This window comes from Mesorhizobium sp. M0185, from assembly GCF_040322175.1.
Taxonomy (GTDB): Bacteria; Pseudomonadota; Alphaproteobacteria; order Rhizobiales; family Rhizobiaceae; genus Mesorhizobium.
Window position 1 is genome coordinate 336,462 of sequence record NZ_JAMYSY010000001.1, and the last position, 24,743, is coordinate 361,204.

Here is a 24,743-nt window from a genome sequence, read left to right on the forward strand (position 1 = left end):
AAATCATTCTGATAATTTCGGCGGCACTGCTTTTACGGGGAGCCTTTTCATGATCAAATCCGAACTTGTGCAGATCATCGCCACGCGTAATCCGCATCTTTTCCTGCGCGACGTCGAAAACATTGTCAGCGCCATCTTCGATGAAATCACCGACGCGCTTGCCGAGGGCAACCGGGTCGAGTTGCGCGGCTTCGGCGCGTTTTCGGTGAAAAATCGTCCTGCCCGCACCGGCCGCAACCCGCGCACCGGCGAATCCGTAGAGGTCGAGGAGAAATGGGTACCGTTCTTCAAGACCGGCAAGGAATTGCGTGAAAGGCTGAACGGAGGCAAATAGGCGCGGCGCCCGCCACCGCTGGTGCCTTTGCTTCCGAACGGAAAAACATGTTCAATCGCTTCATTCTCATCGTGGTTTTCGTGCCGCTGGCCGTCATCCTGATTGCGCTGGCCGTCGCCAACCGCGAACCGGTGGCCTTCACACTCGATCCGTTCAATCCCGGCAATCCGGCGCTGACGCTGACCATGCCGCTCTTCATTTTCCTGTTCCTGGCGCTGGCCATCGGCATGATCGTCGGCAGCCTGGCGACCTGGATCAAGCAGGGCCGCTACCGCAAGCTGGCGCGCCAGCGCGGCGCCGAGGCCGAGAACCTGCGCCAGGCGGTCAGCCGCGCGCCTGCCGCGTCGCAGAGCCCAGCCTTGCCGAAGCCGACGAACTGAGCCGCGGCTCGGGCCTGAAGCACAACCGGCCCAGTTCTCCACGGAGCCTTTCATGCTGACCATTTCCGCCGCCGAGGTCGACCGCGCGCTGACCTTTTCCGGGCTGGTCGAGACGTTGCGCGCCGCCTTTCGCGATGGCGCCGTGCAGCCGGTCAGGCACCATCACACGGTCGAGCGGCCCGATGGCGCCGCCTCGACGCTGCTTTTGATGCCGGCCTGGACGGACTTCAACGCAGCCGGCACCTCGGCCGATGGCCATATCGGCGTCAAGATCGTCACCGTGTCGCCCGACAACAATGCCGTCGGCAAGCCCGCGGTGATGGGGCTTTACCTCTTGCTCGACGGCACCACCGGCGAACCGCAGGCATTGATCGATGGCCAGCGGCTGACACAGTGGCGCACTGCCTGTGCCTCGGCGCTGGCCGCCTCCTATCTGGCCCGCGAGGACGCATCGCGGCTGCTGGTGGTCGGCGCCGGCGCGCTGTCGCCATTCCTTGCAAAGGCGCATTCGGCGGTGCGTCCGATCAAGAACATCCGCATCTGGAACCGCACGCCGGCGAATGCCGAAAAGGTCGCGGCAAAATTGCGTGCCGAGGGTTTTGCAGCCGAAGCCGCAGGCGATCTCGACGCCGAACTCGGAAAGGCCGATATCGTATCGTCGGCGACCATCACCACCACGCCACTGATCAGGGGCGCCCTCTTGAAGCCCGGAGCCCATGTCGATCTGGTCGGCGGCTTCACGCCGGCGATGCGCGAAAGCGACGACGACGCGATCGTACGCGCCCGCGTCTATGTCGACACCCGCGCCGGCGCCACCAAGGAAGCCGGTGACATCGTCCAGCCGCTGGCCTCCGGCGTGTTGAAGCCGGAAGCCATCGTCGCCGACCTTTATGAACTCACGCGCGGCCAGAAAAAAGGCCGGCAGAACGACGACGAGATCACGCTGTTCAAGTCGGTCGGCGCAGCCCTCGAGGACCTCGCCGCCGGCATTGCCGTGTATCGCGCAAGCGTAGGGCAGTAGGGCAGTTGGGCAGTTGGGCAGTTGGGCAGTTGGGCAGTTGGGCAGTTGGGCAGTTGGGCAGTTGGGCAGTTGGAAACTGTACTGATCGTGCGGCGCCGCGCCAGCTATATTTCCTGTCACGTACTGCCCTACTGCCCTACTGCCTTACTGCCTTACTCCCTTTGCCAATAAACCCGCAGCCGGTGGTTGTCCGGATCGAGCGCGACGAAGGTGCGGCCGAAATCCATGTCGGTCGGCGTCTGCAGAATTTTCAGCCCGCGGCCGGACCACTCGGCATGGGTGGCGTCGACGGCGCCAGGCGTATCCAGCGCAAAGACGATCTCGGCGCCACCGCCTGCTGCCGCGGCGGCCGGTTCCACGGTGTGACGCGACCAGAGGCCGAGCTTGAAGTCGTTGTCGAGCACGAACAGCACGAAGGTCGGCGAGGTCTCGACCGGTTGCCGCCCAAGCAGCGCGCTGTAGAAGGCGCCGCTTTGCTCAGGCTTGTCGACATAGAGGATGACGAAATTGGGCGGTGTCATGAATTGCTCTCCAGATGGTTTCGACTGGAGGAGCATAGCGTATGCCACTGCCAGATTCTGGCAGCAGTCTCAACTGAGCAGCAGCCTTAGCTTAGCGTGTCGAGCGTCGCCCGCCATTCTTTGAGCAGCACCTGACGGCGGCGCGGATAGCGCATCTCGGTGGCATTGAGGCCGGATATCCGGTCGGCGCGAAAGTGCCTGAAATCCTGGCGCATCTCGCACCAGGCCGCGACGACGCGCACCTTGTCGAAGAAGCCGAGTGCGAACGGCCAGACGGTGCGCTCGGAGGCAGCGCCGCCGGCGTCGCGATAGACAAAGCTCAGCTTGCGCTCCTCGCGGATGGCCTGCCGCACCACGCCGAGATCGATGCCTTCGGTGACCTCGGTGCGCGACCCGACCAGCAGCGTCGAGGCATCGAGCTCTTCGCGCAAATCGTCCGGCAGCACCGCCGCGATCTTGGCCAGCGCGTCGGTGGCGGCGTTCGCAAGCCGCCAGTCCGGCTGCTTGGCCACCCAGCGCGAACCGAGCACGATCGCCTCGATCTCCTCATCGGTGAACATCAAGGGCGGCAACATGAAACCGGGCCTGAGCACGTAACCCAACCCCGCCTCGCCCTCGATCGGCGCGCCCTGCCCCTGCAGCGTGGCGATATCGCGATAGAGCGTGCGGATCGACACACCCATTTCGCCCGCAAGGCTGCGGCCGCTGACCGGCCGGCGATGCCGGCGCAGGATCTGGATCAGGTCGAGCAGGCGTTCAGCACGGGACATGAATCATGACCTAGTTTCAATCACGATAGAGCCCCAGCACTTTCGGCGGCAAGCGACATGGTGGCGGACGGGAACGTCTGCGCCCCGACGCCGTTGTCTCGCCATTATGGATATACGCGGGTTCCTGTTGTTCTGGTCGGTTTTGACCGCAATCGTCGCTGCGCTCAGCCTCGGACCATCCTTCGCCCATGTGCTGGAATCGGTGCCGCGGCTGACCAGATGGCCGCCTTCGCTCTGGCGTGAAACCACTGTCTTCAACGCTCAGTTCCAATTCTTCGCGATTGTCGGCGCACCGCTGGACGTGGCCGCGATCGCCTGTCCGGGGCTTCTCGCCTGGATGCTGCGCAGCGACCGCCCGGCATTCTGGTGGATTTTGGCCGCCACCGTGCTTTATCTGATGGCCCTCGTGGCGTGGTTTACCCTGGTCAAACCGGCAAACGATGTCCTGGCCACCTGGGTGCCTGGACCGATCCCGGACAATTTCGAAAGTATCCGGAGCCGCTGGGAAACCGGCCATATGGTCGTCACCGGCTTCAAGGCCGTTGGTTTCATAACGCTCGCAGTCGGCCTGCTGTCGATCAGGCGCGGCTGATCCGGTTGCACACGTCGGCAGCCCTTTTGTTGCGCCGGTCAATGTGCTGTGGCAGAAGCGGCGAGCCGCCTTCCGGAGATGCGCCTTCTTGAAACCTTTTCGCGACAAACGCCGCGACAGCCGCCCGCCCGCGAAGGGCGGGGCGGAGCAGCCGCGGCGGCGCGACGCCGGCCTGACCGCCGGTTCGGAGCCTAAACTGCAGGACCGGTCCGAGCCGAAAGCCGCGCCGCGCCCTCTATCCCGCCGCGATGGCGCGCTGCCTGCCGAACATCTGCCGCTGATCCTCGAGGTCGGCCCCAATCAGGACTACGCGCTGCTCGACAGCGGCGCCGGAGAAAAACTCGAGCAATACGGCCCCTACCGCATCGTACGGCCGGAGGGCCAGGCGATCTGGCAAAAGGCTTTGCCGGCCAGGGACTGGGAGCGCGCCGACGCCATTTTCACCGGCGATACCGACGAGGAAGGCATCGGCCGCTGGCGCTTCCCCAAGACGCCGCTCGGCGAGACCTGGCCGATGAAGCATGACGGCATAGATTATCTCGGCCGCTTCACTTCGTTTCGCCATGTCGGCGTCTTTCCCGAGCAGGCCTCGCACTGGGACCACATGGCCGGACTGATCGCGGCGGCAAAACGGCCGGTGAAGGTGTTGAACCTGTTCGGTTACACCGGCCTTGCCTCCTTGGTGGCGGCGCGTGCCGGCGCCGAGGTCACCCACGTCGATGCTTCCAAGAAGGCGATCGGCTGGGCGCGCGAAAACCAGGAAATGGCGGGCTTGTCGCAAAAGCCGATCCGCTGGATCGTCGACGATGCCGTGAAATTCGCCGAGCGCGAGGAGCGCCGCGGCAGCCGCTACGACATCATCCTGTTCGACCCGCCCGCCTATGGCCGCGGACCGAAGGGCGAGGTCTGGCAGCTGTTCGAGGACCTGCCGGCGCTGACCGATATCTGCCGCGCGATCCTGACGCCGAAGCCGCTCGCCGTGGTACTGACCGCCTATTCGATCCGCGCCTCTTTTTTCGCTATCCATGCCCTGATGCGCGACACCTTCGCCGGCATGGGCGGCACGGTCGAGTCGGGTGAATTGATCATCCGCGAGAAATCTGCCGGTCGGGCGCTTTCGACCTCGCTGTTCTCACGCTGGGTGGCCTAAATGAGTGCGTACGAACGGCACGCGGGCGCGCCAGGGCAGGTGAAGGAAGTCACCAGCCTCGCCAACCCGCTGGTCAAGGACATCAAGGCGCTCGCGCTGAAGAAATTCCGTGACCAGCAGAATGCCTTCATGGCCGAAGGCCTGAAGCTGGTCATCGACGCGCTCGATCTCGGCTGGTCGATCAGGACATTGGTCTTCGCCAAGGCCGGACGTGGCAATACGGCGGTTGAAAAGATCGCGGCGCGCACGGTCGCCGCCGGCGGCACCGTCCTTGAAGTTTCGGAAAAAGTGCTGGTCGCCATCACCCGCCGCGACAATCCGCAAATGGTCGTCGGCGTGTTCTCGCAGAAATTCCTGCCGTTGAAGGACATCCGCGCCCGTGACGGCGACGTGTGGGTGGCGCTCGACCGCGTCCGCGACCCCGGCAATCTCGGCACCGTCATCCGCACGGTCGACGCTGTCGGGGCCAGGGGCGTCATCTTGGTCGGCGAGACCACCGATCCCTTTTCGGTCGAAACGGTGCGCGCCACCATGGGCTCGATTTTCGCCGTGCAGGTGGCCAAGGCGTCGCCCGAAGCTTTTCTCGCCTGGCGAACGAGCTTTCCCGGCCTCGTCGCCGGCACCCATCTGAAGGGTGCGGTCGACTACCGCTCGGTCGATTTTTCAAAAGGCCCGGTGCTTTTGATGATGGGTAACGAGCAGCAAGGCCTGCCTGACGAGCTTGCCGCAAGCTGCGACAAACTGCTGCGGATACCGCAGGCCGGCCGCGCCGATTCGCTCAACCTTGCGGTGGCCACCGGCGTCATGCTGTTCGAGATCCGGCGCGGCGCGCTGAAGCTCGGCCCGGAGGACGCCAGATCGTGACATCTCAAACCGTGAAACTGCAAACCATGAACTCCTGGAGGCCGTATGCTCTTCTGGTCGTCGCCGCGATAGCGCTCGACCAGTGGGTGAAATACCTAGTCGAAACCGGTCTTGCCTTTCAGGAACGGCTCGACCTGCTTCCGTTCCTGGCGCTGTACCGCACCTACAACACCGGCATCGCGTTCTCGCTGTTTTCGTCCTTCGGCGACACCGGCCTGGTGGTCGTCGCGGTTGTGGTGGTCGCTTTCGTGCTCTATCTTGCGGCCCGCACGCCGCCGGGCCACCTGCTTGCCCGCATCGGCTTCGCGCTGATCGTCGGCGGCGCGCTCGGCAATCTGATCGACCGCGCTATCTACGGTCATGTCATCGACTATATTCTGTTTCACACGCCGGTCTGGTCCTTCGCGATCTTCAACCTCGCCGATGCCTTCATTTCGGTCGGTGCCGTGCTGGTCGTCTTCGATGAGCTCATTGGCTGGCGGCGCGGAGCGTCGAGCGATTGACCTCACTCGCCTGGCGCCGCACATTCTGATCTGCAAGCCCGAGGAGAAAAAATGCCCGAAACCTTCAAAGCCATCCTCGTTTCGCGCGACGCCGAGAAAAACCAGTCGGTCGCGGTGACCGAGCTTACCGAGGCAGACCTGATGGAGGGCGACGTCACCGTCGCGGTCGAGGCGACGACTGTCAACTACAAGGACGGCCTTGCGATTGCCGGCAAGGCGCCGGTAATCCGCCGCTGGCCGCTGGTGCCGGGCATCGATTTCGCCGGCACCGTCATCTCGTCTTCCAATCCTGGCTGGCGCAAGGGTGACAAGGTCATATTGAACGGCTGGGGCGTCGGCGAGACGCATTTCGGCGCCTTTGCAGGGCGCGCCCGCGTCAAGGGCGACTGGCTGGTGCCGCTGCCGGACGGCATGAGCCCGCATGATGCGATGGCGGTCGGCACCGCCGGCTACACCGCCATGCTTTGCGTCATCGCATTGGAGCGGCACGGCATCGTGCCCGACCGCGGCCCGGTGGTGGTGACCGGCGCTGCCGGTGGCGTCGGCTCGGTCGCGGTCTCGATCCTGTCCAGCCTCGGCTATCACGTCATCGCCTCGACCGGCCGCGCTGCCGAAAGCCCCTATCTGATCGACCTTGGCGCCGCGGAAGTGATTTCACGCGACGAGCTCGCCCAGCCGGCAAAACCGCTCGCCAAGGAACGCTGGGCCGGCGGCGTCGATGCGGTCGGCAGTCACACGCTGGCCAACGTTCTGTCGATGACCTCCTATGGCGGCGCCGTCGCCGCTTGCGGCCTCGCCGGCGGCATGGACCTGCCGGCAAGCGTCGCCCCCTTCATCCTGCGCGGCGTCTCGCTGCTCGGCATCGATTCGGTGATGGCGCCGAAGGCGGTCCGCCTCGAGGCCTGGCGCCGCATCGGCGCCGATCTCGACCACGCAAAGCTTGCCAACCTGTCGACGAGCATCGGCTTCGACGGCATCATCGGCGCCGCGCATGACATCGTCGAGGGTAAGATCCGCGGCCGCGTGGTGGTGGATATGTGAGCCCCCAAGGGACAAAAAGAGCGCGACCGCTAAAATTCGAGCGATCAACCACAACCTTCGATAAGCTCTGTCTGGCAGGATTTCCGTATGATTGCGGAACCCGGCTTCAGAGAGGCGGAACCAGCCGAACGGGCCGATGGGACGGCCCCCGCGGCGCCAGGACGGCAGCTTGTCGCCGCGCCACCGCTGGCGCCGGAACTGCCGGCCTCCAACCGCGAAGGCCTGCCCTTCCTGACGCTCGTCGCCATCGTCGTGCTGGCAGGCTTTTCGCATCTGACCGGGGCGCCGATCTTCATCACCATCGGCCTTTTGGCGACAGCCATCGCCGGGCTCGCCATGCATCTGCGCAACAGGCGCACCGAGCGCCGCGCGGTGGCCCTGCTCGATGCCACGACCGCCCGCAGCCGCGCCGAAATCGAGACGCTGGCCGACCGCATGTGGGAGATGCAGGAGAGCGAGGAGCGCTTTCGCGGGCTGATCGATGCACTCGGCGATCTCGTCGTCCATCGTGACCGCGACGGCCACATTGTCTACGCCAACAAGGTTTTCGCCGACCTTGTCGAAACCGACCAGCGCGACCTTGCCGGCAAGACCCTGGCCGAACTAGGCATCGATGTCGGCATCGTCCCCGACGCCGCGTTTTCCGACCATGAATGCCTGAGTTCCACCGACGTCGCCATTCGCACGCCGGACGGCCCACGCTGGTTCTCTTGGATCGAGCTGTCGGTGCGCGACAAGGACAGCGGCGCCGTTTCGCATCGCGCCATCGCCCGCGACATCACCGCTCGCAAGCGCGCCGAATCCTCGCTGATCACCGCCCGCGAGCGGGCCGAATATGCGAGCCAGGCCAAATCGCGCTTCCTCGCCACCGTCAGCCACGAGATCCGCACGCCGATGAACGGCATCATGGGCATGGCCCGGCTTCTCGCCGACACCAGCCTTTCGCCCGAGCAGCGGACCTATGTCGGCGCCATCTCGACCTCGGCCAGCGCGCTGCTGGCGCTGATCGAGGACCTGCTCGACTACTCCAAGATCGAGGCCGGCCGCTTCGATCCCGAACCGCAGCCAATGTCGGTGCGCGAGATCGCCGACAATGTCATCGAGCTTTTGGCGGCGCGGGCTTTTGCCAAGGATATCGGCCTCGGCTGTCATGTCGAACCCGACGTGCCGCAGCTGATCACCGCCGACCCCGGCAGGGTCAGGCAGGTGCTGCTCAATCTCATCGGCAACGCCGTCAAGTTCACCGACAGCGGCGGCGTCCTGGCAAGCATCGCTCGCGTCCGCACCGAAACCACCGACCGCATCCGCTTCACCATCACCGACACCGGCCCCGGCCTGCGCGAGGAGGACATGGAGCGCATATTCGAGGACTTCGAACAGGCTGACGGCACCTCGACCCGTGCGCATGGCGGTGCCGGCCTCGGTCTCGCCATTTCCAAGCGCCTGGTGACCGCCATGGGCGGCGCTATCTCGGTGTCGAGCCGGCTTGGCCAGGGGTCCGAATTCGTCTTCGATATTCCCGCTATTTCCGCCGTCGAGGCGCCGCAGATCCGCCAGGACGCGCTGTCGGGCCGGCATGCGGTGATCGTGTCGAAGAACCTGGTCGAGGCCGAAGCCCTCGCCCGCACCATTCGCGCCAATGGCGGCACGGTCGATCTGGCCACCGCCGCCGCCCAGGCCACCGCTTTCGCCGAGGGCTGTGACGTGCTTCTGATCGATGCTGCCATGGAGCAAAGCGACGGCAGGCTGCTCAGGCGCCTGCGCCAGAGCGGATTTGCCGATTGCGAGGCAGTGACGCTGATCGCGCCGACCGACCGCGGCATGCTTGGCGAGTTCCGTGCCAACGGTTACGCCACCTTCCTGGCGAGGCCGGTGCGCGGCGAGACACTGCTGCGCGTGCTTTTGACCAGCCATGCACCGGTCATCGCCGAGCCGCAACTGCAAAGGCGCGGCGCGCAGGCGGGGCACGCCATTGGCGCCCGCCAGCAGGGCCTGTCGGTGCTGATCGCCGAGGACAACGACATCAACGCCATGCTGGCCCGCGCCACGCTGCTGAAGGCCGGGCATCGCGTGAAAGTGGTCGGCAACGGCAAGGCCGCGGTCGAGGCGGTCATCAGCACCGGCCACAAGCACCGCTACGACGTGGTGCTGATGGACTTGCACATGCCTGTCATGGACGGTCTGGACGCCATCGCCGCCATCCGCCGCCATGAGGAGGAGACCGCGGTGCCGCCGGTGCCGATCATGGTGCTGTCGGCCGACAGCCAGGAAAAGACCCGCCACGCCGTGCTCGCTCACGGTGCCAGCGGCTTCGTCACCAAGCCGCTCGACCCCGATGCCCTGGTTCATGCGGTCGAAGGGCAAGCGGCCGCCTGAGGCACAACATAGACGGTTGATAGATTACCCAGCCGACGAAGTATTGCCCGCAGAGGCGTATCACGGTACTGTCACAATCCTGTTGCACCTACACCGTATCCCCGTGCCAAGAGGGATGGCTCGAAGGAGAATCACTCGTGCATACAGTCATGCCGGAATGTGATGCTCGGCCGAACGCCAGCGGGCCTTTGCTCGTCGGCCGGAACGCCGATGCCGTCATAAAAGGCGCATCGCTCGGCCGCATCGGCAATCTCGAAGTGCGGCTCGCCCGCAACGAGGCCGAGATCGCTGCCGCGCAGGAAGTGCGCTACCGGGTGTTCTACGACGAGCTTGGTGCCAGGAAGGACCTGTTCCAGATGCAGGACCGCCGCGATACCGATCGCTTCGATCCCCTCTGCGATCATCTGCTGGTCTTCGATACTTCGCTTTCCGGCCCCGAGCATCGCCGCATCGTCGGCACCTACCGCCTGCTGCGGCAGGAGATTGCCGCGGCCGCCGGCGGCTTCTATTCCGAAGGTGAATTCGAGCTGACCAAGCTGATCGCGCGGCATCCCGGCCAGCGCTTCCTCGAGCTCGGCCGCTCCTGCGTTCTGCCGGAATACCGCTCGAAGCGCACCATCGAGGCGCTGTGGCAAGGCATCTGGGCCTACATCAACCATTACGGCATCGGCGTGATGACCGGCTGCGCGTCGTTCCACGGCACCGTGCCGGCGGCACATGCGGAGGCGCTGACCTATCTTGCCCACCACTGCCGGACGAATTCATCCTGGGACGTGCGCGCCGTCGCCGGGCGCTATTGTTCCATGGATCTGATGCCGATCGAGGCCGTCAATACCAAGGCGGCGATCGCCGCGATGCCGCCGCTGGTCAAGGGCTATCTGCGCGTCGGCGCGCGCATCGGCGACGGCTGCGTCATCGACCGTGAATTCTCGACGGTCGACGTGTTCGTGGTGATGCCGGTCAAGGAGATCGGCGCCCGCTACGTCAATTATTATGGCGGAGAAGCGCAGCGGTTTGCGGCCTGACACCTTAAATCAGGGAATATCTTCCGGACGCCGGCCAGGCTTGCTTTTGTAGGACGGAAAGGCCCAGCCGAATTTCAGCGCGCCGCCGCGTACGCAGAAAGCCGCCATGAAACCTGCCAGGCCCGACGCAAGCGGCGGCAGTCCGGCGAAATCGCCAAGTGTGTAGAGGCCGGCGCCGGCAAGCGCTGCGGTAACGTAGATCTCCGGTCGCAGGAGCACCGAAGGCTCGCCTGTCAATAGATCGCGCAGAATGCCGCCAAGGGTTGCGGTGAGCATGCCGGTGACGATCGAAACTGCAGGTGACCCGGTGATCGTCAGCCCCTTGGCCGCGCCCATCACCGAAAATGCGGCAAGACCTATGGCGTCGAGCCAGAGCAGCAATTTGTAGCGGGACTCCAAACGATGTGCGCTGAAGAAGACGACGACCGCCACCGCTGCACAGATTAGCACATAGTCGCGGTTTCCCACCCAGAACACGGGCACGTTGAGGATGACGTCGCGAAACGTTCCGCCCCCGATGCCGGCAACGCTAGCCAGAAACAGGTAACCGATAATGTCGAGCTGTTTGCGCGAGGCGGCCAGCGCACCGGTCGCCGCGAAGACGGCGACGCCGGCATAGTCGAGAAGCTCGATCGGGTTCATGGGGTGAATAATGAAATAGCGAGTGGGGAATAGCGAGTGGCTCCTGCGAATCTGGATTGATTCCAGATAAATTAAATGATTGAATTGTTCATTCAATTATTTAAGTGGACGTCTATGTCCCCTCGCCGCTACAGCATGGGTTCCCGGACTGCCGCCTTCGCCAAGACGAGGCAGCGCATTCTCGACGCGACAATCAAGCTGCACACCCAGAACGGCATCTTTGGCACGACTTGGAAGGACATCGCTACGGAAGCCGATGTCGCCGTTGGCACCGTCTACAAGCATTTTCCTACTCTGGATGACCTGGTGCCGGCGTGCGGCGAAGTGCTGATGGAGCGTCTGCGTCCTCCGTCGCCCGAATCGGTGACTGAGATAATCGGCGGGGCGACGCACCCTAAAGAACGGTTGCGCCGGGTCGCCAACGAGCTGTTCGCCTTCTACCACCGTGGCGGACGGCATCTCGAAAGCGACCTGCGCGAGCGCGAGCTTCCAGCCATGCGGGAATGGGAGGAATACCTGCGACACATGGTGGCCGGATTCGTGCGCGAGGCCCTGGCCAACGACGGTCCCGGCGATGATGTCGTGCAGGCAATCAGCTTTCTATTCGACTTTCCGACGTTCAACGCGATGCGGATACGCGGCATGACGGTGGACCTCGCAGTCGAAACGGCAACAGAAATGGCGCTCTGCTGGCTCAAAGGCCAAGGCCGAACGAGCACGTCTTGAGCGAACAGAATGCGGGAGGCGAAACAAAGGTCAGGTAGCAAAGGGAGGAAGTCATGGACACGAATGTCGTTGAAATCACCGAATTTGCATTGAAGCCCGGATTCACCGAGCAGATGTTCCTGCAGACCAGAGATGAAGTGAATGACGAGGTGCGGAAGCTCAAGGGTTTCATCAATCGTCGCCTCCTTAAATCCGAGGGAGGCTGGACGGAGATACTCGAATGGGCGGACATTGACAGCGCCAAGTCGGCTGGCGAGGTCTGGTCCACCCTGCCCGGCATCAAAAACTATTGCTCGATGGTGAATTCCGCCTCGATCAAGGTCGGCTACCATTCTGTGGCGGCTGTGGCTAGCGGCGGAGCTGGCAGGAGCATTCCCCACGCCTTTTGCAGTCACGCCTTGGATGGAGAGGCGCGCTGGTGGCTTGGCTCGCTGGCGGTGATCAAGGCGACAGCAGCCCAGACGGCGGGCCAGTTCACGCTGGTTGAAGTCCTCGAGAGCGAAGGTGAGGCGCCGCTGCACGTCCATCATCGCGAGGACGAGTCATTCCTGGTGATGGAAGGCGAGATCGAGTTCGAGATCGGCGGTAAGGCGATTATGGCTGGACCCGGTTCGTTTCTCTTTGGGCCACGCGATGTGCCGCACCGCTATACGGTCAAGCGTGGGCCGGCCCGGATGCTGTTCCTCTTCACGCCCGGTGGGTTCGAGGAGCTTTTAGAAGCGACCAGTGTGCCTGCCGGAGACAGGCGCATCCCTCCGGACGGCGAAGGAATGCCGGACATGAAGACATTCCCCGACGTGGTCCGCCACTATGGGTGTGAACTGCTGGGCTGAGGGCAGGAAAGCCCTGCACGGCGACCTGTTTGATCGCCCCCTGAACTCGGACAGGTTGGGGGGCGGTCGATCATCCCTCACGCTTTGGTGGCGGTTGCTGCCGAACGGTGCACTATTCCCAGTTCACGCATCCTTCTCAGCCTGCTCGTTGACCGGCCCCGGCTCCACCGGCGCTTCGCTTGCCACATGCTTGGGGCCGCCCTTGGCGACGCCGACCATGGCCGGCCGCAGAACACGCTCGCCGATCGAATAGCCGGGCTGCACGACCTGCACGACCGTATTTGCCGGTACGTCGGGATTGGGCACCTCGAACATGGCCTGGTGGAAATTCGGATCGAATTTCTCGCCCTCGGGCTCGAGCTTCTTCACGCCGTGCCGCTCCAGCGCCGACAGCATGGCGCGCTCGGTGATCTCGACGCCGTCGATCAGCGCCTTGAAGCCGGCATCGCCCGAAGCCTTGGCCTCCTCCGGGATGGCATCCAGCGCACGGCGCAGATTGTCCGACACCGAAAGCATGTCGCGGGCAAAATTGGCAACCGCATAGGCGCGCGCGTCGTGGACGTCGCGGGCAGTGCGGCGGCGCAAATTCTCCATGTCGGCCGCGACGCGCAGTGCGCGATCCTTCAGCTCTTCGTTTTCCTTCAGAAGCCGGACAAGCGCTTCATAGTCGCCGTCGACGCCACCTTCCCTTGGCTCCGCGGCAGCCTCGGTCTTCTCGGCTTCATCGGGCGCGCGTTCGTCTTTTGCCTGGTCGCTCATCGCCGTTTCCCGTCATTTTCGAATGGTGTGGATTTGCGCCCGATATCGAGGTTTAGCGGCCAAAAATCAAGGGGCAAGCGATACTGCAGCCGCTGTCGCCGCTTGATGGCGGACGGCGCAGACCTCTCGATTTTAATTCAAACTTTACCGTACCCGACGGCTTTGCTTGCCGGGACACTACAATGCGGGAACCATTCCTCCCTTGGAAGAGTTTCGAAGCCGACACAGGATTTTGGATGATGCCCCGCAGGAATGGCGAAAAACGCGACGGGCTCGCCGGCGATATCCGGCGCCAGCTCGGCACCGAGGCGACCAAGCGCTTTCTGCGCACCTTGCCGGCCTTCCGCACGGAGTCCGATATTCCCGACCGTCTGAAGGAATTGCTCGACCGCCTGGACGGCGTCGAAGCCAAGGTGGTCGCAGGCGGGCGCCGTCGGTAGGCGCCGTTGCCGGCGACGCGCCCGGCGACTGCGGCCACCAATTCCTCGCCATCGCGCGACATTTACCCGCAGTAACTTTGCGTGATCGCCGCCTTGCGGCAGCGCCCTGCTCCGCCTATGTTTCATAATGAACATGATTTCCCCCGAAGCTGTGGCAAACAGCAAGCGCGCCTGGTTGAAAATCCTGTCGCGCTATAAAAAGCCCGACAGGCGTCGCAGCGCCGTCGAACTCGCCATCACCCTCATTCCTTTCGCCACGCTGTGGGCATTGTCCTCGGCCGCTTATGCCTATGGCCATTGGTGGGGTCTGGTCCTCATCCTTCCGGCCGCCGGCTTTCTGGTGCGGATCTTCATGATCCAGCACGATTGCGGCCACGGCTCCTTTTTTGCCAATCGCTATGCCGACGACTGGATCGGCCGCGTCCTTGGCGTGCTGACGCTGACGCCCTACGATTGCTGGCGCCGCGCCCACGCAACCCATCACGCCAGCGCAGGCAACCTCGACGAGCGCGGCACCGGCGACATCAAGACACTGACCGTCGCTGAATATCGGCAACTGTCATGGCGAGGCCGGCTCGCCTATCGCCTTTATCGCCATCCGCTGGTGATGTTCGGCCTTGGCCCGATATGGATCTTCATTTTCGAGCAGAGACTGCCCTTGGGCATGATGCGGGGCGGTTTCACCCCCTGGGTGTCGTCGATGTCGACCAACCTCGCCATCGCGGTCATCGCCGCGCTGCTCATCTGGTTCGTTGGCCCCGGCGCGTTTCTGGTCGTGCATTTGCCGATCGTCATCCTCGCCGGATCGGCCGGCATCTGGCTGTTTTATGTCCAGCATCAGTTCGAAGAGACGGAGTGGACAAAGGACTCCGAGTGGGAATTCCAGCACGCTGCCCTGCACGGTTCGTCCTATTACGACCTGCCGCCGGTGCTGAACTGGATCACCGGCAATATCGGCGTCCACCACGTGCACCACCTCTCGGCCAAGGTGCCATGCTACCGGCTTCCGGAAGTGCTGAGGGACTATCCGGAGCTGCGTGAGATCGGCCGCGTCACACTCCTCGACAGCCTGCGCTGCGTCAAGCTGGCGCTGTGGGACGAGAGCCGCAGCAAGCTGGTATCGTTCCGCGAAGCGCGGATGGCCGTGTAGACGCACCGCCGCACCTAAAGCGCGTCGCGCTCGACCGGCCTCATGCGACGCGCTTTAGGTTCTTGTTTATGCATGCCGTTATCGCAAAACCGCTGAACACTTTTGCGCGACATGCGTTAGGGGTGCGGCGGGCTCCACATTCCGAACTTAAGCCGCCTGGCGCTGGTCGCGCATCAGGATCTCGCCTTGGCGGATCTCGGTGCCCAGCACTTTCAGGCATTCGCGCATGAACGCGGCAAGGCCCGGCCAGCCCTTGGCCGACACCAGATTGCCGTCGACATGGGCGCCGGTCGGCGTAACATCGATATAGATGCCGCCGGCCAGCGTGACTTCCGGCTCGCAATATTGCAGCGCCGCGACTTCGCGGCCGCGCACCACGCCGTCGACCGCGATCAGGATCTGCACGCCGTGGCAGATGGTGAAGATCGGTTTTCCCGTCTCATGGAAATGCCGCACCAGCGCCTGCACGCGCTTGTCGATGCGGATATATTCCGGCCCGCGCCCGCCCGCCGCGTAGACGGCATCGTAGTCGGCCGGATTGACCTCAGAAAACGTCTTGTTGAGGATGTAGTCGTGGCCGAGCTTTTCCGTATAGGTCTGGTGGCCCTCGAAGTCGTGCAGCGAGGTCTTCAGGATATCGCCGGCCTTCTTGTCGGGGCAAACGACATGGACGGTGTGGCCCACCGCATGCATGGCCTGTTCAAAGACGAAAATCTCGTACTCCTCGCTGAACTCGCCAACGAGCATCAATATCTTCTTGCCAGCCATACCCGGTTCCTCCCTTGTGGCCACATTTATTCGGATCGCGAAATAATGGGCCTATCCTAAGGCGGAGAGGCGCAAAATAAAAGGCTGAATCGGGAATGTGGTCCGACCAGATAGGGCTTCTGGTCCCCTGGAGCGGATCAGCCGGCGCGCACCCGCCGCCAGGAATATTTCGGGCCTTTGGCCTCCGGCTTCACCGCCGGCTGATAGAACAGCGGCAGTCCGCCTGTGCGGCCTTGCTCGAGCCGCTTCAGCAGCACCGGGTGTGATATCTCGAATTCATCGAAGCCGAGGCGCAGCATATGCGGCAGCTGATCGATCAGCACCTGCCCGGTGGCGCGCATAGCGCCTGCAAAATGATAACGGCTGCGCAGCAATTCGCCCTTGGAGAACGAGCGGCCGTCATTGAACGCCGGAAACGCCAGCGCCACCAGCGACAGCTGATCGAGCAGGCCTGCGATCTTTTCGAGCTGATCGCCGGGCTGCAGCAGCACACCGATGCGCTCCTTCGCCGACCGCCGCACCTCCGGATCGAGGCCGAGAAACGCCTGCAACGGCAGGATGAAACGGCCATTGCCGACCAGCGCCTCGGCACTTTCGGCATGAACCCACTCGTCCTCGCGGAACCCATCCGGTGTCCACAGCCTCATGGCGTTTTCGGCTATCAAGTCGCTCATCAAGAAAATTCCCAAGTCCACAATATTCTCAAATTCAAAACACCCCAGGGTGTGTCGAGATTCAGGTCAGGCCGAGCCGAAGCCGACGGCGGGCGCGAAGCGACCAAACTGGGTGGCTTCCGACAACCGGAGCGGAGCGTACTGTTGGGTACGTGAGCACCGGAAGCCGCCGTTTGCAGGCCGGCTGAATATCAACATATCCTAAAGCGAGGCGTCGGTCAGCGACCTTTCCAGCCCCGACAAGTGGATGCCGCATTCGGTCTTGGCGTGCCCGGCCCAGCGGCCGCTGCGCGCGTCGTCGCCCGGCTGCACCGGCTGCGTGCATGGGAAGCAGCCGATCGACAGATAGCCATAGGCGACCAGCGGGTTTTCACGCAGCGCATGTGCGCGCATGTAGCCGGCCTGGTCCGATGTCGTCCAGTGCGCCAGCGGATTGATGCGGATGCGCGAGCCGACCGCCTCGAACACCGGCAGCGCTGCCCGGGTCGCTGCCTGGAAGCGCTTGCGGCCGGTGAACCAGGCGCGGAACGGCTCGACGCCGCGCGCCAGCGGCTCGACCTTGCGGACGTCGCAGCAGGCGTCGGTGTCGGTCTCGTTCAGATTGCCGGTCGGGTCGATCCTTGCCAGCGCCGCATCGTCGGGCCTGATCACCCGGATATCGCTCAGCCCGAAATCGGCGGCCAGCGCGTCACGATAGCCGAGCGTCTCCTCGAAATGCTTGCCGGTGTCGAGAAAGATCACCGGCAGCGTGCGGTCGATCTCGGCGATCATGTGCAGCAGCACCGCCGAATCCGCGCCGAAGGACGAGACGGCGGCGATTTCGCCGTGAAAGAACTCCCGGGTCGACCGCTCGATGATCTCCAGCGGCTTCAGATGGCCGTAGAGCGCGTCGAGACCCGCCGCTTGGGCGGCAATGCCGGCCTCGACATCGACGATCCGGTCAAGCGGCCTTGGCTTCGCCAGCATAGAGCGCCTCCTTGAACGGCGCGGGACCGACTCGGCGGTAGGCGTCGATGAATCTTTCGTTTCTGTCCAGCCGAAGCCCGAGATAGGTCTCGACGATCTGCTCGATGGCGTCGGTGATCTCTTCTGAACTGAAGCCGCGGCCGATGATCTCGCCGACCGAGGTGTTCTCGTCGGCCGAGCCGCCGAGCGTCACCTGGTAGAGCTCGGCGCCTTTCTTCTCGACGCCGAGGATGCCTATATGGCCGACATGGTGATGGCCGCAGGCATTGATGCAGCCGGAAATCTTCAGCTTCAATTCGCCGATCTCGCGCTGGCGCTCCAGCGAAGCAAAGCGCCGCGAGATTTCCTGCGCCACGGGGATGGAACGCGCCGTTGCCAGCGCGCAATAGTCAAGGCCGGGGCAGGAGATGATGTCGCTGATCAGGTTGGAATTGGCCGTCGCCAGCCCGATATCGACAAGCGCGTCATAGACCGCCTTGAGGTCGGCCCGCGCCACATGCGGCAGGATCAGGTTCTGCTCGTGACTGACGCGCAGCTCGTCGAATGAATATTTTTCGGCAATGTCGGCGACCGCTTCCATCTGGCTGTCGGAGGCATCGCCCGGCGTCTCGCCGATGCCCTTGAGCGAGATGGTCACCGCCGCGTAGTCGGGATGGCGATGGGTGACCACATTCTGGTCCAGCCATTCGGAAAAGCTCTTCGAGTCGAGGCGGGCAAGCTTGACCGCCTCGTCGCCTTCCGGCCGGTCGACAAGCGCCGGCGGCGCGAAATAGGCATCGATGGCGCGGATGTCTTCTTCCGGCAGCCTCAGCTCGGCGTCCTTCAACTCCTGCCATTCGGCCTCGACCTGGCGGGTGATCTCCTCGACGCCGGTCTCATGGACCAGGATCTTGATGCGCGCCTTGAACTTGTTGTCACGACGGCCGTAGAGGTTGTAAACGCGCAGGATCGCCGTGCAGTAGGACAACAGATCCGCTTCGGGCAGGAAATCGCGGATCTTCTTGGCGACCATCGGCGTGCGGCCCTGACCGCCGCCGACATAGACGGCGAAACCGAGCTCGCCGGCAGCGTTCTTCTTCAGATGCAGGCCGATGTCGTGCGTCTGGATGGCGGCGCGGTCGCGCTCGGCGCCGGTCACCGCGATCTTGAATTTTCGCGGCAGGAACGAGAATTCCGGATGCACCGACGACCATTGACGCAGGATTTCGGCATAGGGGCGCGGATCGGCAACCTCGTCAGCGGCGGCGCCGGCGAAGTGGTCGGCGGTGACATTGCGGATGCAATTGCCGCTGGTCTGGATGGCGTGCATCTCGACGCTTGCCAGATCCGCCAGGATCGCCGGGATGTCCGACAGCGCCGGCCAGTTGAACTGGATGTTCTGGCGCGTCGTGAAATGCCCATAACCTTTGTCGTATTTGCGGGCGATGTGGCCAAGCATGCGCAGCTGCTTGCTGTTTAGCGTGCCGTAGGGCACCGCGATGCGCAGCATATAGGCATGCAGCTGCAGATAGACGCCGTTCATCAGCCGCAGCGGCCGGAACTGGTCCTCGGTGATCTCGCCGGCAAGCCGCCGCGCGACCTGATCGCTGAACTCGGCGACGCGGGCCTTGACGAAATCGTGGTCGAACTCATCGTAACGGTACATATTCAGGTCTTTCCGGGCGCGTCCGCCCGTTTCATCAGTGTGTGGTCGTTTACGCCGCGCGGGCTTGCGGACGGGCCTGCTTGCCCAGGTCGTTGCGGGTGGTCGGGCCGGCGGCACGAATCTTTTCACGCAGCCGGACCGCTTCGACCATGCCGTTGGCCACGGTCACGTCTATCAGGTTGACGTCGACCACTTCGTTGTTGGCGGAGGCCTTGGCGCCGATCGCCTCCAGCCGGTCCTCGGCCGCCTTGTCATGGGCGATGTCGGCATGGTCGATGGTCTCGGCCCAGCCGCCATTGGCGTACCAGACGGCTATGCCGTCGGCGAGGCGGTTCGCGGTCAGGACCTTCATTGGTTCACTCCTTGCGCGGCAGCACGGGCCATGCTTTCCTGCCTGTGTGCCGCCAGCGGCTCGGACCGTTCGAAGTTGGCGCCGGCGACGGCGTCGCCAATGATGGTCATCACCGGGCCGCTGAGGTCGGCACGCGCCTCCAGCGACGGCAGGTCGGCGAGCGTGCCGTGGAAGCGGCGGCGGTTGGCAAGGCTGGCATTCTCGACCACGGCGACGGCCGTATCCGGCGACAGGCCGGCTTCGATCAGCCGGCCGGCGACCTCGGCGGCGACCGAGCGCCCCATATAGACGGCGACCGTCGCGCCGGAAATGGCGAGCTTTGCCCAGTCTGGCAGCGAATTTCCCTTGAGGTCGTGGCCGGTGGTGAACACCATGGACGACGACACGCCGCGCAGCGTCAGCGGCAGTTCGAAATCGGCGGCGGCCGCGAAGGCCGCGGTGACGCCCGGAACCACTTCGTAGGCGACGCCGGCATCGCGAAGTGCCGCCATCTCCTCGCCGGCCCGGCCGAACACCAGCGGGTCGCCGGACTTCAGCCGCACGACACGCTTGCCGGCGTGGCCAAGCTCGACCAGCAGCGCATTGATCTCGGCCTGGCTCTTGGAATGGCAGCCCTTGCGCTTGCCGACCGGCAGGCGCTCGGCATCGCGGCGGCCCATGGCGACGATCGCCTCCGGCACCAGCGCGTCATGGACGATCACGTCGGCTTCCATCAGCAGGCGATGGGCGCGCAGCGTCAAAAGGTCCTCGGCGCCTGGACCGGCGCCTACAAGCGCGATATGGCCCGATGCCGGTTCTTTCGAAAGCAGCAGGCCGACGGCCGCATCATGCGCCTGCGAAAGCTCGCCGGCCTCGACAGCGCGGGCCGGCGCGCCGCCAAAGAAATCGCTCCAGAAGCGGCGGCGGGCATTGCCCTTCGGCAGCAGTCTTTCGGCGGTGTCGCGAAACGACGCGGCGAGCGCCGCGAGCGGACCGAGCGAGGGCGCCAGCATGCGGTCGATGCGGCTACGCAGCATCTGCGCCAGCACCGGGCCGGCACCTTCCGTGCCGATGGCAATGGCGACCGGCGCGCGGTTGACCAGTGCCGGCGTGAAGAAATCGCATAGCTCCGGCCGGTCGACGGCATTGACCGGAATGCCCAGCCGGCGCGCATCCCCGGCAACGCGGCGATCGAGGGCCTCGTCGCCGCTGGCGGCAAACACCATCACCGCGCCATTGAGATGTGCTGCATCATAGGCGTCGGCGATGTGGGCGGCCCGCGTCTCGGCGATAAAGGCCAGCAGCTCCGGGCTTGTTTCATCGCTGACGATGCGCAGCACAGCGCTCGACTGCGCGAGCAGCCGCGCCTTGGCCAGCGCTTCCTCTGCGCCGCCGACGATGGCTATGGCTTCGCCCTTGACCCGCATGAAGACGGGAAAGGCATTGAGCTTGGGCGTGGCTTGCGGCATGACGAGCGGAATCCTGGAACCGTTTGTCAGTTCTACGCGGGGGCGCGAAAAACCAGAAGGCACCCACTCGCGCATCGCTTCGTAGCAGGCAATCTCTTTTCTGCAAGCATGAAGGCCAAGAGAAAAATATTCCACATTCAAATGCGGAGCAGATTGAAGCTGCTGTTGCAGCCCTTGATCCGCTGCCTTTTTAGCGACCGGAGGAGCTAACCACAAAACAGATTTTTCTAAATTCTATCAATTTAGTAGATTAAGCCGCCAGATGCTGACCGAGCGATCGACGGCAGCCCCGCGCTCTCGCCGACCCCCTGTCGGAGCACCGGGTCCGAGTGCCGGAACATTCCCGCCTCGGCACGCGTTTGCCCTATGGACCCAGGCCCGGTCACACCTCTGCGGCAAAGGCCCGGCGATGGGTTCGAAAAAACAAAAAAGGAGCGCCCCATGAGCAACGTCAGACTGAAACGCGGACTGTGGATCGTGGTGGCAGATGGCGAAAAGGCGCTGTTCCTCGAGAACCGTGGAGACGTCCAATATCCCGACCTTCAGGTCGTGCACGAGATGGAGCAGGAAAATCCGGCAACCCGAGAACAAGGCACGGACCGCCCCGGCCGCTACAGCGACGGCCCTTCCGTCCACCGCAGTGCGGTCGAGGACACCGACTGGCACCGTCTCGGCAAGGAGCGTTTTGCCGAAGAGATTGCCGACAGGCTCTACAAGCTCGCGCATCGCGGCAGCTTCAAGGAGATCGTGCTGATCGCGCCGCCGCCGGTGCTGGGCGACATGCGCAGGAAGCTGCACAAGGAGGTCACCGACAAGATAACGGCCGAAATTCCAAAGACGCTGACCAACCACAGCATACCCGATATCGAGAGCCTGCTGCAGGCGACCTGATCGGCATCGGCGGCGCGCAACTTTCGTTTCCGTAGCAAGCGCCTGCTTGGAGCAGGCCGCGCCGGGTGGCAACGCTTGCCGGCTCTCCGTCTTTTGCTGCTTTGTCATCGATTTCATGAGGAATGCGGGGTTGTCTCGCGACTGTCGCAGCCTCCATACTGCCACGGCGGCGGCTTTTGGACGGCGCATGTCCGACATCGCGATTCCTGAAGGCGCTCCATAGACAATGCCGCATGACACGCCCCTTATCGCCACCATCGTCGCCGGTCTGGGGCTGGCTTTCGTCTTCGGCGCACTTGCCAACCGTTTTCGCGTGCCGCCGCTGGTAGGCTATCTCATCGCCGGCGTTCTGGTTGGACCGAACACGCCGGGTTTCGTCGCCGATGCCGGCCTCGCCAATGAACTTGCCGAGATCGGCGTCATCCTGCTGATGTTCGGCGTCGGCCTGCATTTCTCGCTGAGGGACCTGTTGTCGGTCCGCGCCATCGCCGTGTCCGGCGCCATTGTGCAGATCGGCTTCGCGACAGCCCTCGGCGCCGGCCTTGCCTGGATGCTCGGATGGTCGATCGGTGCGGGACTGGTCTTGGCCTGGCGCTTTCCGTGGCCTCGACCGTGGTGCTGTTGCGCGCCCAGGAGCGGCGGCTGATCGAGACCGAGCGCGGCCGCATCGCCGTCGGCTGGCTGATCGTCGAAGGCGCGCGCAGAAATCTTCCAAGGAAAAATCGTGAAAAAGCCGGTTGGTGACGCCGGACTTGTACGGCCCGCGTCTAAAAAATAGAACGGTTGATAATAGGAAGGGGAACCAAAGAAGCGTAGCCTCATGGACTTTAACTCTGTTAGGAAGAGGTAGTATTTTCCGCGGGAGGGGATAATGACTACTTATGAGATCATTGTGACTGATGTAACTCGCTATGGTACGCTCTACTGCGTCGCTGGCTGGGATCGGATCAGAGGCGGCATGATCCGACCCGAACCATCCGGTGCTATCGCCGCGAATGAGCCTTCAAGGTTTTGGGACGGGCAACATGCGGGACCTAATAGAACGTTTGCGGTAGGCAATATCGTAAGGTTTGACGCAAACGCGCCAGCTGCCAATTTTCAATTCCCACATGCGACGGAAGACCGAATTTTAGTCGCAGGACAACCAATTATGTTGGTGGGGCAACAAACGGTGGCCCAAACCGCTCAAGCCGTAGCAGGAGGAATATCGCCGACGCTCGAAGCCGCCTTTAACAACGGCTTGATAAGGGCCGCGTCCAATAAGGCGCACGTACCCATCGGTTACAACGGGCGGTCCCTAGGAGCGATTGAAATAGCACCTAACCAAATTCAGTTTTATGTCCAGTCGTTTGATCCTGCAAAGCCGCAGCTGCGATCTAGGATTACCGTTGGAAACAACCTGTATGATCTTTCAGTGCCTGCTGACGCCGCCAAAAGCCGCTGGCAGGGTCAAGGCTTAGCCGGTTTGCAAGCCGATGCTCAGGCCAGCATGCGCATTCATGTGCGGGTTGGATTGTCACGGCCTTTCGCAGCGATGCCAAACTCGTGCTATTCACAGGTCAATGGCCTATATTTCCTGTAAGAGTCTGGTGCCTGTGCGGGAACGGCACCGGCTGAATCCATTCGGTAATGTGAAGGCATCTGAAAAAGAAGCGATCTGATGACTGACCAACTAGAGGTGCTTACGATTGGGCATTCGACACTGACTTATGAGCGGCTGCTTCACCTATTGCGGCAAGCGTCGGTAACGGCGGTTGCCGACGTGAGGTCTGCGCCGTACTCTCGCCATTTCCCTCACTTTAATCGTGACTCTCTTAGAAAAGAGTTGGCTCTGGACCAGATAGAATACAGGTTCGTGGGCGAAGCGCTCGGAGGTAGACCGACAAATACAGGATTCTTTTGTGAAGGCGTTGCTGACTATGAGAAGATGGCAAAAGCGCCGAACTTTGAACGGGGATTAGCGCTCATAGCTGAAGGGGCAAAGAAGCATCGCATTGCGATGATGTGCTCGGAGCATGATCCGCTTGATTGCCACCGATGCTTGCTGGTTGGCCGAGCATTGAACGACCGAGGCTTAGCCGTCAGACACATCCTTTCCAACGGACAAATTATCGGCCAATCCGATATTGAATCCAAGTTGCTGGAACTCGCAGGAGCGACAGATGACGATCTTTTTGATCCGAGCCACAAACGACTCGCGTTCGCGTACAGGCAAAGGGCTATGAAGGTTGCATATGTTGATACAAAGCTAGTCTCAGGGAAATCCTTGGCTGCGGAGTAATATATTGGATAATATAGAAGTCTCGACGATCGGTTTTACAAAATCGACAGCGAAAAATTTCTTCGAAAGATTGAAAAAATCCGGTATAAAGAAGGTAATTGACGTACGCCTTCATAATACATCACAGCTTTCTGGGTTTGCGAAGGCAGATGATCTTTCATATTTTTTGAAAGAAGTTTGTCATGCCGAATATGTTCATGTACCGATGCTGGCACCAACCGACAACATACTCAAAGCCTACAAGAAAGATAAGGGTGATTGGTCTGAATATGAGAGATTATTTCTGAAACTCATATCAGAAAGACAGATTGAAAAACGCCTTAAGCCGGACCTGTTTCATGGGACATGTCTCCTGTGCTCCGAGGCCACTCCGCATCATTGCCACCGCAGATTGGTTTGCGAATACTTGAATGAGAAATGGGGCGGCTCGCTAACCGTTCGCCATCTATAGTGGCGCTGTCGAAGCGCCTTGATTAGAAGCGTCGGACGTTCAGTTTGAATCGCGAGGGATTGAACGAAGCCGCTGACGCGTCATTTGGTGCGTGGGTTTGCGGATGACGCTTCTGTTTTGAAGGATTGCGGCTGTTGAAG

The 24,743-nt window shown here is 62.8% G+C and carries 28 protein-coding genes and 1 pseudogene; 19 read left to right on the top strand and 10 right to left on the bottom strand.

The window, feature by feature from the left end; genetic code table 11:
- Nucleotides 1–49: 49 nt before the first annotated feature.
- Genes NKJ20_RS01635 through lhpI form a run of 3 tightly spaced genes read left to right on the top strand, consistent with a single transcriptional unit; the run spans nt 50 to nt 1,735 of the window.
- Nucleotides 50–334, top strand: coding sequence for an integration host factor subunit beta (locus NKJ20_RS01635; protein ID WP_023675261.1), 285 nt, complete (start codon nt 50–52; stop codon nt 332–334).
- A gap of 47 nt (nt 335–381) precedes the next feature.
- Complete coding sequence (locus NKJ20_RS01640; RefSeq protein ID WP_352742196.1) at nt 382–714, top strand: LapA family protein; 333 nt, start codon at nt 382–384, stop codon at nt 712–714.
- 52 nt (nt 715–766) lie between these two features.
- Nucleotides 767–1,735 (top strand): bifunctional Delta(1)-pyrroline-2-carboxylate/Delta(1)-piperideine-2-carboxylate reductase, encoded by a 969-nt coding sequence (lhpI, locus tag NKJ20_RS01645; protein WP_352742198.1) that lies wholly within the window; start codon nt 767–769, stop codon nt 1,733–1,735.
- Between the two features lie 152 nt (nt 1,736–1,887).
- Here lhpI and NKJ20_RS01650 read toward each other — a convergent pair whose 3' ends face one another.
- Nucleotides 1,888–2,256 carry a VOC family protein gene (locus tag NKJ20_RS01650; RefSeq protein ID WP_352742199.1) on the bottom strand — a complete coding sequence of 123 codons (369 nt, stop codon included), beginning with the start codon at nt 2,254–2,256 and terminating at the stop codon, nt 1,888–1,890.
- 86 nt (nt 2,257–2,342) lie between these two features.
- Entirely contained in the window at nt 2,343–3,026 is a 684-nt protein-coding gene (locus tag NKJ20_RS01655; protein WP_352742201.1) for a helix-turn-helix transcriptional regulator, read from the bottom strand.
- 106 nt (nt 3,027–3,132) lie between these two features.
- Here NKJ20_RS01655 and NKJ20_RS01660 point away from each other — a divergent pair, with 106 nt between their 5' ends.
- From NKJ20_RS01660 to olsB, 7 genes are all read left to right on the top strand, one after another.
- Entirely contained in the window at nt 3,133–3,618 is a 486-nt protein-coding gene (locus NKJ20_RS01660; protein WP_352742203.1) for an anthrone oxygenase family protein, read from the top strand.
- Between the two features lie 88 nt (nt 3,619–3,706).
- Complete coding sequence (locus tag NKJ20_RS01665) at nt 3,707–4,768, top strand: RsmD family RNA methyltransferase (RefSeq protein WP_352453977.1); 1,062 nt, start codon at nt 3,707–3,709, stop codon at nt 4,766–4,768.
- A complete protein-coding gene (locus tag NKJ20_RS01670; RefSeq protein ID WP_352742205.1) occupies nt 4,769–5,632 on the top strand; it encodes a TrmH family RNA methyltransferase in 864 nt (287 codons plus the stop codon).
- 26 nt (nt 5,633–5,658) lie between these two features.
- Nucleotides 5,659–6,135: a signal peptidase II gene (gene lspA, locus NKJ20_RS01675; RefSeq protein WP_352742244.1), complete on the top strand. Its 477-nt coding sequence runs from the start codon at nt 5,659–5,661 to the stop codon at nt 6,133–6,135.
- A gap of 51 nt (nt 6,136–6,186) precedes the next feature.
- Nucleotides 6,187–7,176 (top strand): acrylyl-CoA reductase (NADPH), encoded by a 990-nt coding sequence (gene acuI / locus NKJ20_RS01680; protein ID WP_352742207.1) that lies wholly within the window; start codon nt 6,187–6,189, stop codon nt 7,174–7,176.
- Nucleotides 7,177–7,263: 87 nt separating this feature from the next.
- Nucleotides 7,264–9,552, top strand: coding sequence for a hybrid sensor histidine kinase/response regulator (locus NKJ20_RS01685; RefSeq protein WP_352742209.1), 2,289 nt, complete (start codon nt 7,264–7,266; stop codon nt 9,550–9,552).
- A gap of 149 nt (nt 9,553–9,701) precedes the next feature.
- Entirely contained in the window at nt 9,702–10,577 is an 876-nt protein-coding gene (olsB, locus tag NKJ20_RS01690) for a l-ornithine N(alpha)-acyltransferase (RefSeq protein ID WP_352742246.1), read from the top strand.
- 9 nt (nt 10,578–10,586) lie between these two features.
- On the opposite strand, the gene NKJ20_RS01695 is transcribed toward olsB, so the two are convergent.
- Complete coding sequence (locus tag NKJ20_RS01695) at nt 10,587–11,219, bottom strand: trimeric intracellular cation channel family protein (RefSeq protein WP_352448334.1); 633 nt, start codon at nt 11,217–11,219, stop codon at nt 10,587–10,589.
- Between the two features lie 75 nt (nt 11,220–11,294).
- On the opposite strand from NKJ20_RS01695, the gene NKJ20_RS01700 reads away from it, so the two are divergent.
- Together NKJ20_RS01700 and NKJ20_RS01705 are read left to right on the top strand one after the other, a co-directional pair.
- Nucleotides 11,295–11,945, top strand: coding sequence for a TetR/AcrR family transcriptional regulator (locus tag NKJ20_RS01700; protein WP_352448335.1), 651 nt, complete (start codon nt 11,295–11,297; stop codon nt 11,943–11,945).
- Between the two features lie 53 nt (nt 11,946–11,998).
- Nucleotides 11,999–12,778: a cupin domain-containing protein gene (locus NKJ20_RS01705; RefSeq protein ID WP_352448336.1), complete on the top strand. Its 780-nt coding sequence runs from the start codon at nt 11,999–12,001 to the stop codon at nt 12,776–12,778.
- Nucleotides 12,779–12,901: 123 nt separating this feature from the next.
- Here NKJ20_RS01705 and grpE read toward each other — a convergent pair whose 3' ends face one another.
- Complete coding sequence (gene grpE, locus NKJ20_RS01710) at nt 12,902–13,537, bottom strand: nucleotide exchange factor GrpE (protein ID WP_023675250.1); 636 nt, start codon at nt 13,535–13,537, stop codon at nt 12,902–12,904.
- 239 nt (nt 13,538–13,776) lie between these two features.
- Between grpE and NKJ20_RS01715 the strand changes: the two genes are divergently transcribed.
- Entirely contained in the window at nt 13,777–13,977 is a 201-nt protein-coding gene (locus NKJ20_RS01715) for a hypothetical protein (RefSeq protein WP_502894801.1), read from the top strand.
- 127 nt (nt 13,978–14,104) lie between these two features.
- On the top strand, nt 14,105–15,127 hold the full coding sequence (locus NKJ20_RS01720; protein WP_352469420.1) for a fatty acid desaturase: 1,023 nt from the start codon (nt 14,105–14,107) through the stop codon (nt 15,125–15,127).
- 147 nt (nt 15,128–15,274) lie between these two features.
- On the opposite strand, the gene NKJ20_RS01725 is transcribed toward NKJ20_RS01720, so the two are convergent.
- The 6 genes from NKJ20_RS01725 to cysG form a co-directional block, all read right to left on the bottom strand.
- The gene (locus NKJ20_RS01725; protein WP_352703057.1) at nt 15,275–15,895 is read right to left on the bottom strand and encodes a DJ-1/PfpI family protein; all 621 of its coding nucleotides are present in this window, start codon (nt 15,893–15,895) and stop codon (nt 15,275–15,277) included.
- Between the two features lie 137 nt (nt 15,896–16,032).
- Nucleotides 16,033–16,569, bottom strand: a complete 537-nt coding sequence (locus NKJ20_RS01730; RefSeq protein ID WP_352742213.1) for a DUF934 domain-containing protein — start codon at nt 16,567–16,569, stop codon at nt 16,033–16,035.
- A gap of 201 nt (nt 16,570–16,770) precedes the next feature.
- Entirely contained in the window at nt 16,771–17,535 is a 765-nt protein-coding gene (locus NKJ20_RS01735; RefSeq protein WP_352448339.1) for a phosphoadenylyl-sulfate reductase, read from the bottom strand.
- On the bottom strand, nt 17,510–19,180 hold the full coding sequence (locus NKJ20_RS01740; protein WP_023675244.1) for a nitrite/sulfite reductase: 1,671 nt from the start codon (nt 19,178–19,180) through the stop codon (nt 17,510–17,512). The genes NKJ20_RS01735 and NKJ20_RS01740 overlap by 26 nt, the downstream gene beginning before the upstream one ends.
- A 49-nt stretch (nt 19,181–19,229) precedes the next feature.
- Nucleotides 19,230–19,532, bottom strand: coding sequence for a DUF2849 domain-containing protein (locus NKJ20_RS01745; RefSeq protein ID WP_352742214.1), 303 nt, complete (start codon nt 19,530–19,532; stop codon nt 19,230–19,232).
- Nucleotides 19,529–20,980 (bottom strand): siroheme synthase CysG, encoded by a 1,452-nt coding sequence (gene cysG, locus NKJ20_RS01750; RefSeq protein ID WP_352742216.1) that lies wholly within the window; start codon nt 20,978–20,980, stop codon nt 19,529–19,531. The genes NKJ20_RS01745 and cysG overlap by 4 nt, the downstream gene beginning before the upstream one ends.
- 441 nt (nt 20,981–21,421) lie before the next feature.
- Here cysG and NKJ20_RS01755 point away from each other — a divergent pair, with 441 nt between their 5' ends.
- From NKJ20_RS01755 to NKJ20_RS01775, 5 genes and pseudogenes are all read left to right on the top strand, one after another.
- Entirely contained in the window at nt 21,422–21,871 is a 450-nt protein-coding gene (locus tag NKJ20_RS01755; RefSeq protein ID WP_352448343.1) for a baeRF12 domain-containing protein, read from the top strand.
- Between the two features lie 226 nt (nt 21,872–22,097).
- Nucleotides 22,098–22,564, top strand: a pseudogene (locus tag NKJ20_RS01760) (cation:proton antiporter domain-containing protein); the annotation flags it as partial.
- Between the two features lie 178 nt (nt 22,565–22,742).
- Nucleotides 22,743–23,453 carry a dual OB domain-containing protein gene (locus tag NKJ20_RS01765; RefSeq protein WP_352742218.1) on the top strand — a complete coding sequence of 237 codons (711 nt, stop codon included), beginning with the start codon at nt 22,743–22,745 and terminating at the stop codon, nt 23,451–23,453.
- Nucleotides 23,454–23,531: 78 nt separating this feature from the next.
- Entirely contained in the window at nt 23,532–24,152 is a 621-nt protein-coding gene (locus tag NKJ20_RS01770) for a DUF488 domain-containing protein (protein ID WP_352742220.1), read from the top strand.
- Between the two features lie 4 nt (nt 24,153–24,156).
- On the top strand, nt 24,157–24,603 hold the full coding sequence (locus NKJ20_RS01775; protein ID WP_352742222.1) for a DUF488 domain-containing protein: 447 nt from the start codon (nt 24,157–24,159) through the stop codon (nt 24,601–24,603).
- Nucleotides 24,604–24,743: the final 140 nt, after the last annotated feature.

Excerpts from the sequence above, each read along its gene's own strand:
- NKJ20_RS01650 (WP_352742199.1), bottom strand. The coding sequence starts at position 2,256 with ATGACACCGCCCAATTTCGTCATCCTCTATGTCGACAAGCCTGAGCAA.
- NKJ20_RS01735 (WP_352448339.1), bottom strand. The coding sequence starts at position 17,535 with ATGCTGGCGAAGCCAAGGCCGCTTGACCGGATCGTCGATGTCGAGGCC.
- NKJ20_RS01670 (WP_352742205.1), top strand. The coding sequence starts at position 4,769 with ATGAGTGCGTACGAACGGCACGCGGGCGCGCCAGGGCAGGTGAAGGAA.
- grpE (WP_023675250.1), bottom strand. The coding sequence starts at position 13,537 with ATGAGCGACCAGGCAAAAGACGAACGCGCGCCCGATGAAGCCGAGAAG.
- lhpI (WP_352742198.1), top strand. The coding sequence starts at position 767 with ATGCTGACCATTTCCGCCGCCGAGGTCGACCGCGCGCTGACCTTTTCC.
- NKJ20_RS01720 (WP_352469420.1), top strand. The coding sequence starts at position 14,105 with ATGAACATGATTTCCCCCGAAGCTGTGGCAAACAGCAAGCGCGCCTGG.
- NKJ20_RS01725 (WP_352703057.1), bottom strand. The coding sequence starts at position 15,895 with ATGGCTGGCAAGAAGATATTGATGCTCGTTGGCGAGTTCAGCGAGGAG.
- NKJ20_RS01655 (WP_352742201.1), bottom strand. The coding sequence starts at position 3,026 with ATGTCCCGTGCTGAACGCCTGCTCGACCTGATCCAGATCCTGCGCCGG.
- NKJ20_RS01685 (WP_352742209.1), top strand. The coding sequence starts at position 7,264 with ATGATTGCGGAACCCGGCTTCAGAGAGGCGGAACCAGCCGAACGGGCC.
- NKJ20_RS01660 (WP_352742203.1), top strand. The coding sequence starts at position 3,133 with ATGGATATACGCGGGTTCCTGTTGTTCTGGTCGGTTTTGACCGCAATC.
- NKJ20_RS01700 (WP_352448335.1), top strand. The coding sequence starts at position 11,295 with ATGATTGAATTGTTCATTCAATTATTTAAGTGGACGTCTATGTCCCCT.
- NKJ20_RS01770 (WP_352742220.1), top strand. The coding sequence starts at position 23,532 with ATGACTGACCAACTAGAGGTGCTTACGATTGGGCATTCGACACTGACT.
- NKJ20_RS01705 (WP_352448336.1), top strand. The coding sequence starts at position 11,999 with ATGGACACGAATGTCGTTGAAATCACCGAATTTGCATTGAAGCCCGGA.
- cysG (WP_352742216.1), bottom strand. The coding sequence starts at position 20,980 with ATGCCGCAAGCCACGCCCAAGCTCAATGCCTTTCCCGTCTTCATGCGG.
- NKJ20_RS01695 (WP_352448334.1), bottom strand. The coding sequence starts at position 11,219 with ATGAACCCGATCGAGCTTCTCGACTATGCCGGCGTCGCCGTCTTCGCG.
- NKJ20_RS01730 (WP_352742213.1), bottom strand. The coding sequence starts at position 16,569 with ATGAGCGACTTGATAGCCGAAAACGCCATGAGGCTGTGGACACCGGAT.
- NKJ20_RS01745 (WP_352742214.1), bottom strand. The coding sequence starts at position 19,532 with ATGAAGGTCCTGACCGCGAACCGCCTCGCCGACGGCATAGCCGTCTGG.
- NKJ20_RS01740 (WP_023675244.1), bottom strand. The coding sequence starts at position 19,180 with ATGTACCGTTACGATGAGTTCGACCACGATTTCGTCAAGGCCCGCGTC.
- NKJ20_RS01765 (WP_352742218.1), top strand. The coding sequence starts at position 22,743 with ATGACTACTTATGAGATCATTGTGACTGATGTAACTCGCTATGGTACG.
- olsB (WP_352742246.1), top strand. The coding sequence starts at position 9,702 with ATGCCGGAATGTGATGCTCGGCCGAACGCCAGCGGGCCTTTGCTCGTC.
- NKJ20_RS01715 (WP_502894801.1), top strand. The coding sequence starts at position 13,777 with ATGCCCCGCAGGAATGGCGAAAAACGCGACGGGCTCGCCGGCGATATC.
- NKJ20_RS01635 (WP_023675261.1), top strand. The coding sequence starts at position 50 with ATGATCAAATCCGAACTTGTGCAGATCATCGCCACGCGTAATCCGCAT.
- acuI (WP_352742207.1), top strand. The coding sequence starts at position 6,187 with ATGCCCGAAACCTTCAAAGCCATCCTCGTTTCGCGCGACGCCGAGAAA.
- NKJ20_RS01755 (WP_352448343.1), top strand. The coding sequence starts at position 21,422 with ATGAGCAACGTCAGACTGAAACGCGGACTGTGGATCGTGGTGGCAGAT.
- lspA (WP_352742244.1), top strand. The coding sequence starts at position 5,659 with ATGAACTCCTGGAGGCCGTATGCTCTTCTGGTCGTCGCCGCGATAGCG.
- NKJ20_RS01640 (WP_352742196.1), top strand. The coding sequence starts at position 382 with ATGTTCAATCGCTTCATTCTCATCGTGGTTTTCGTGCCGCTGGCCGTC.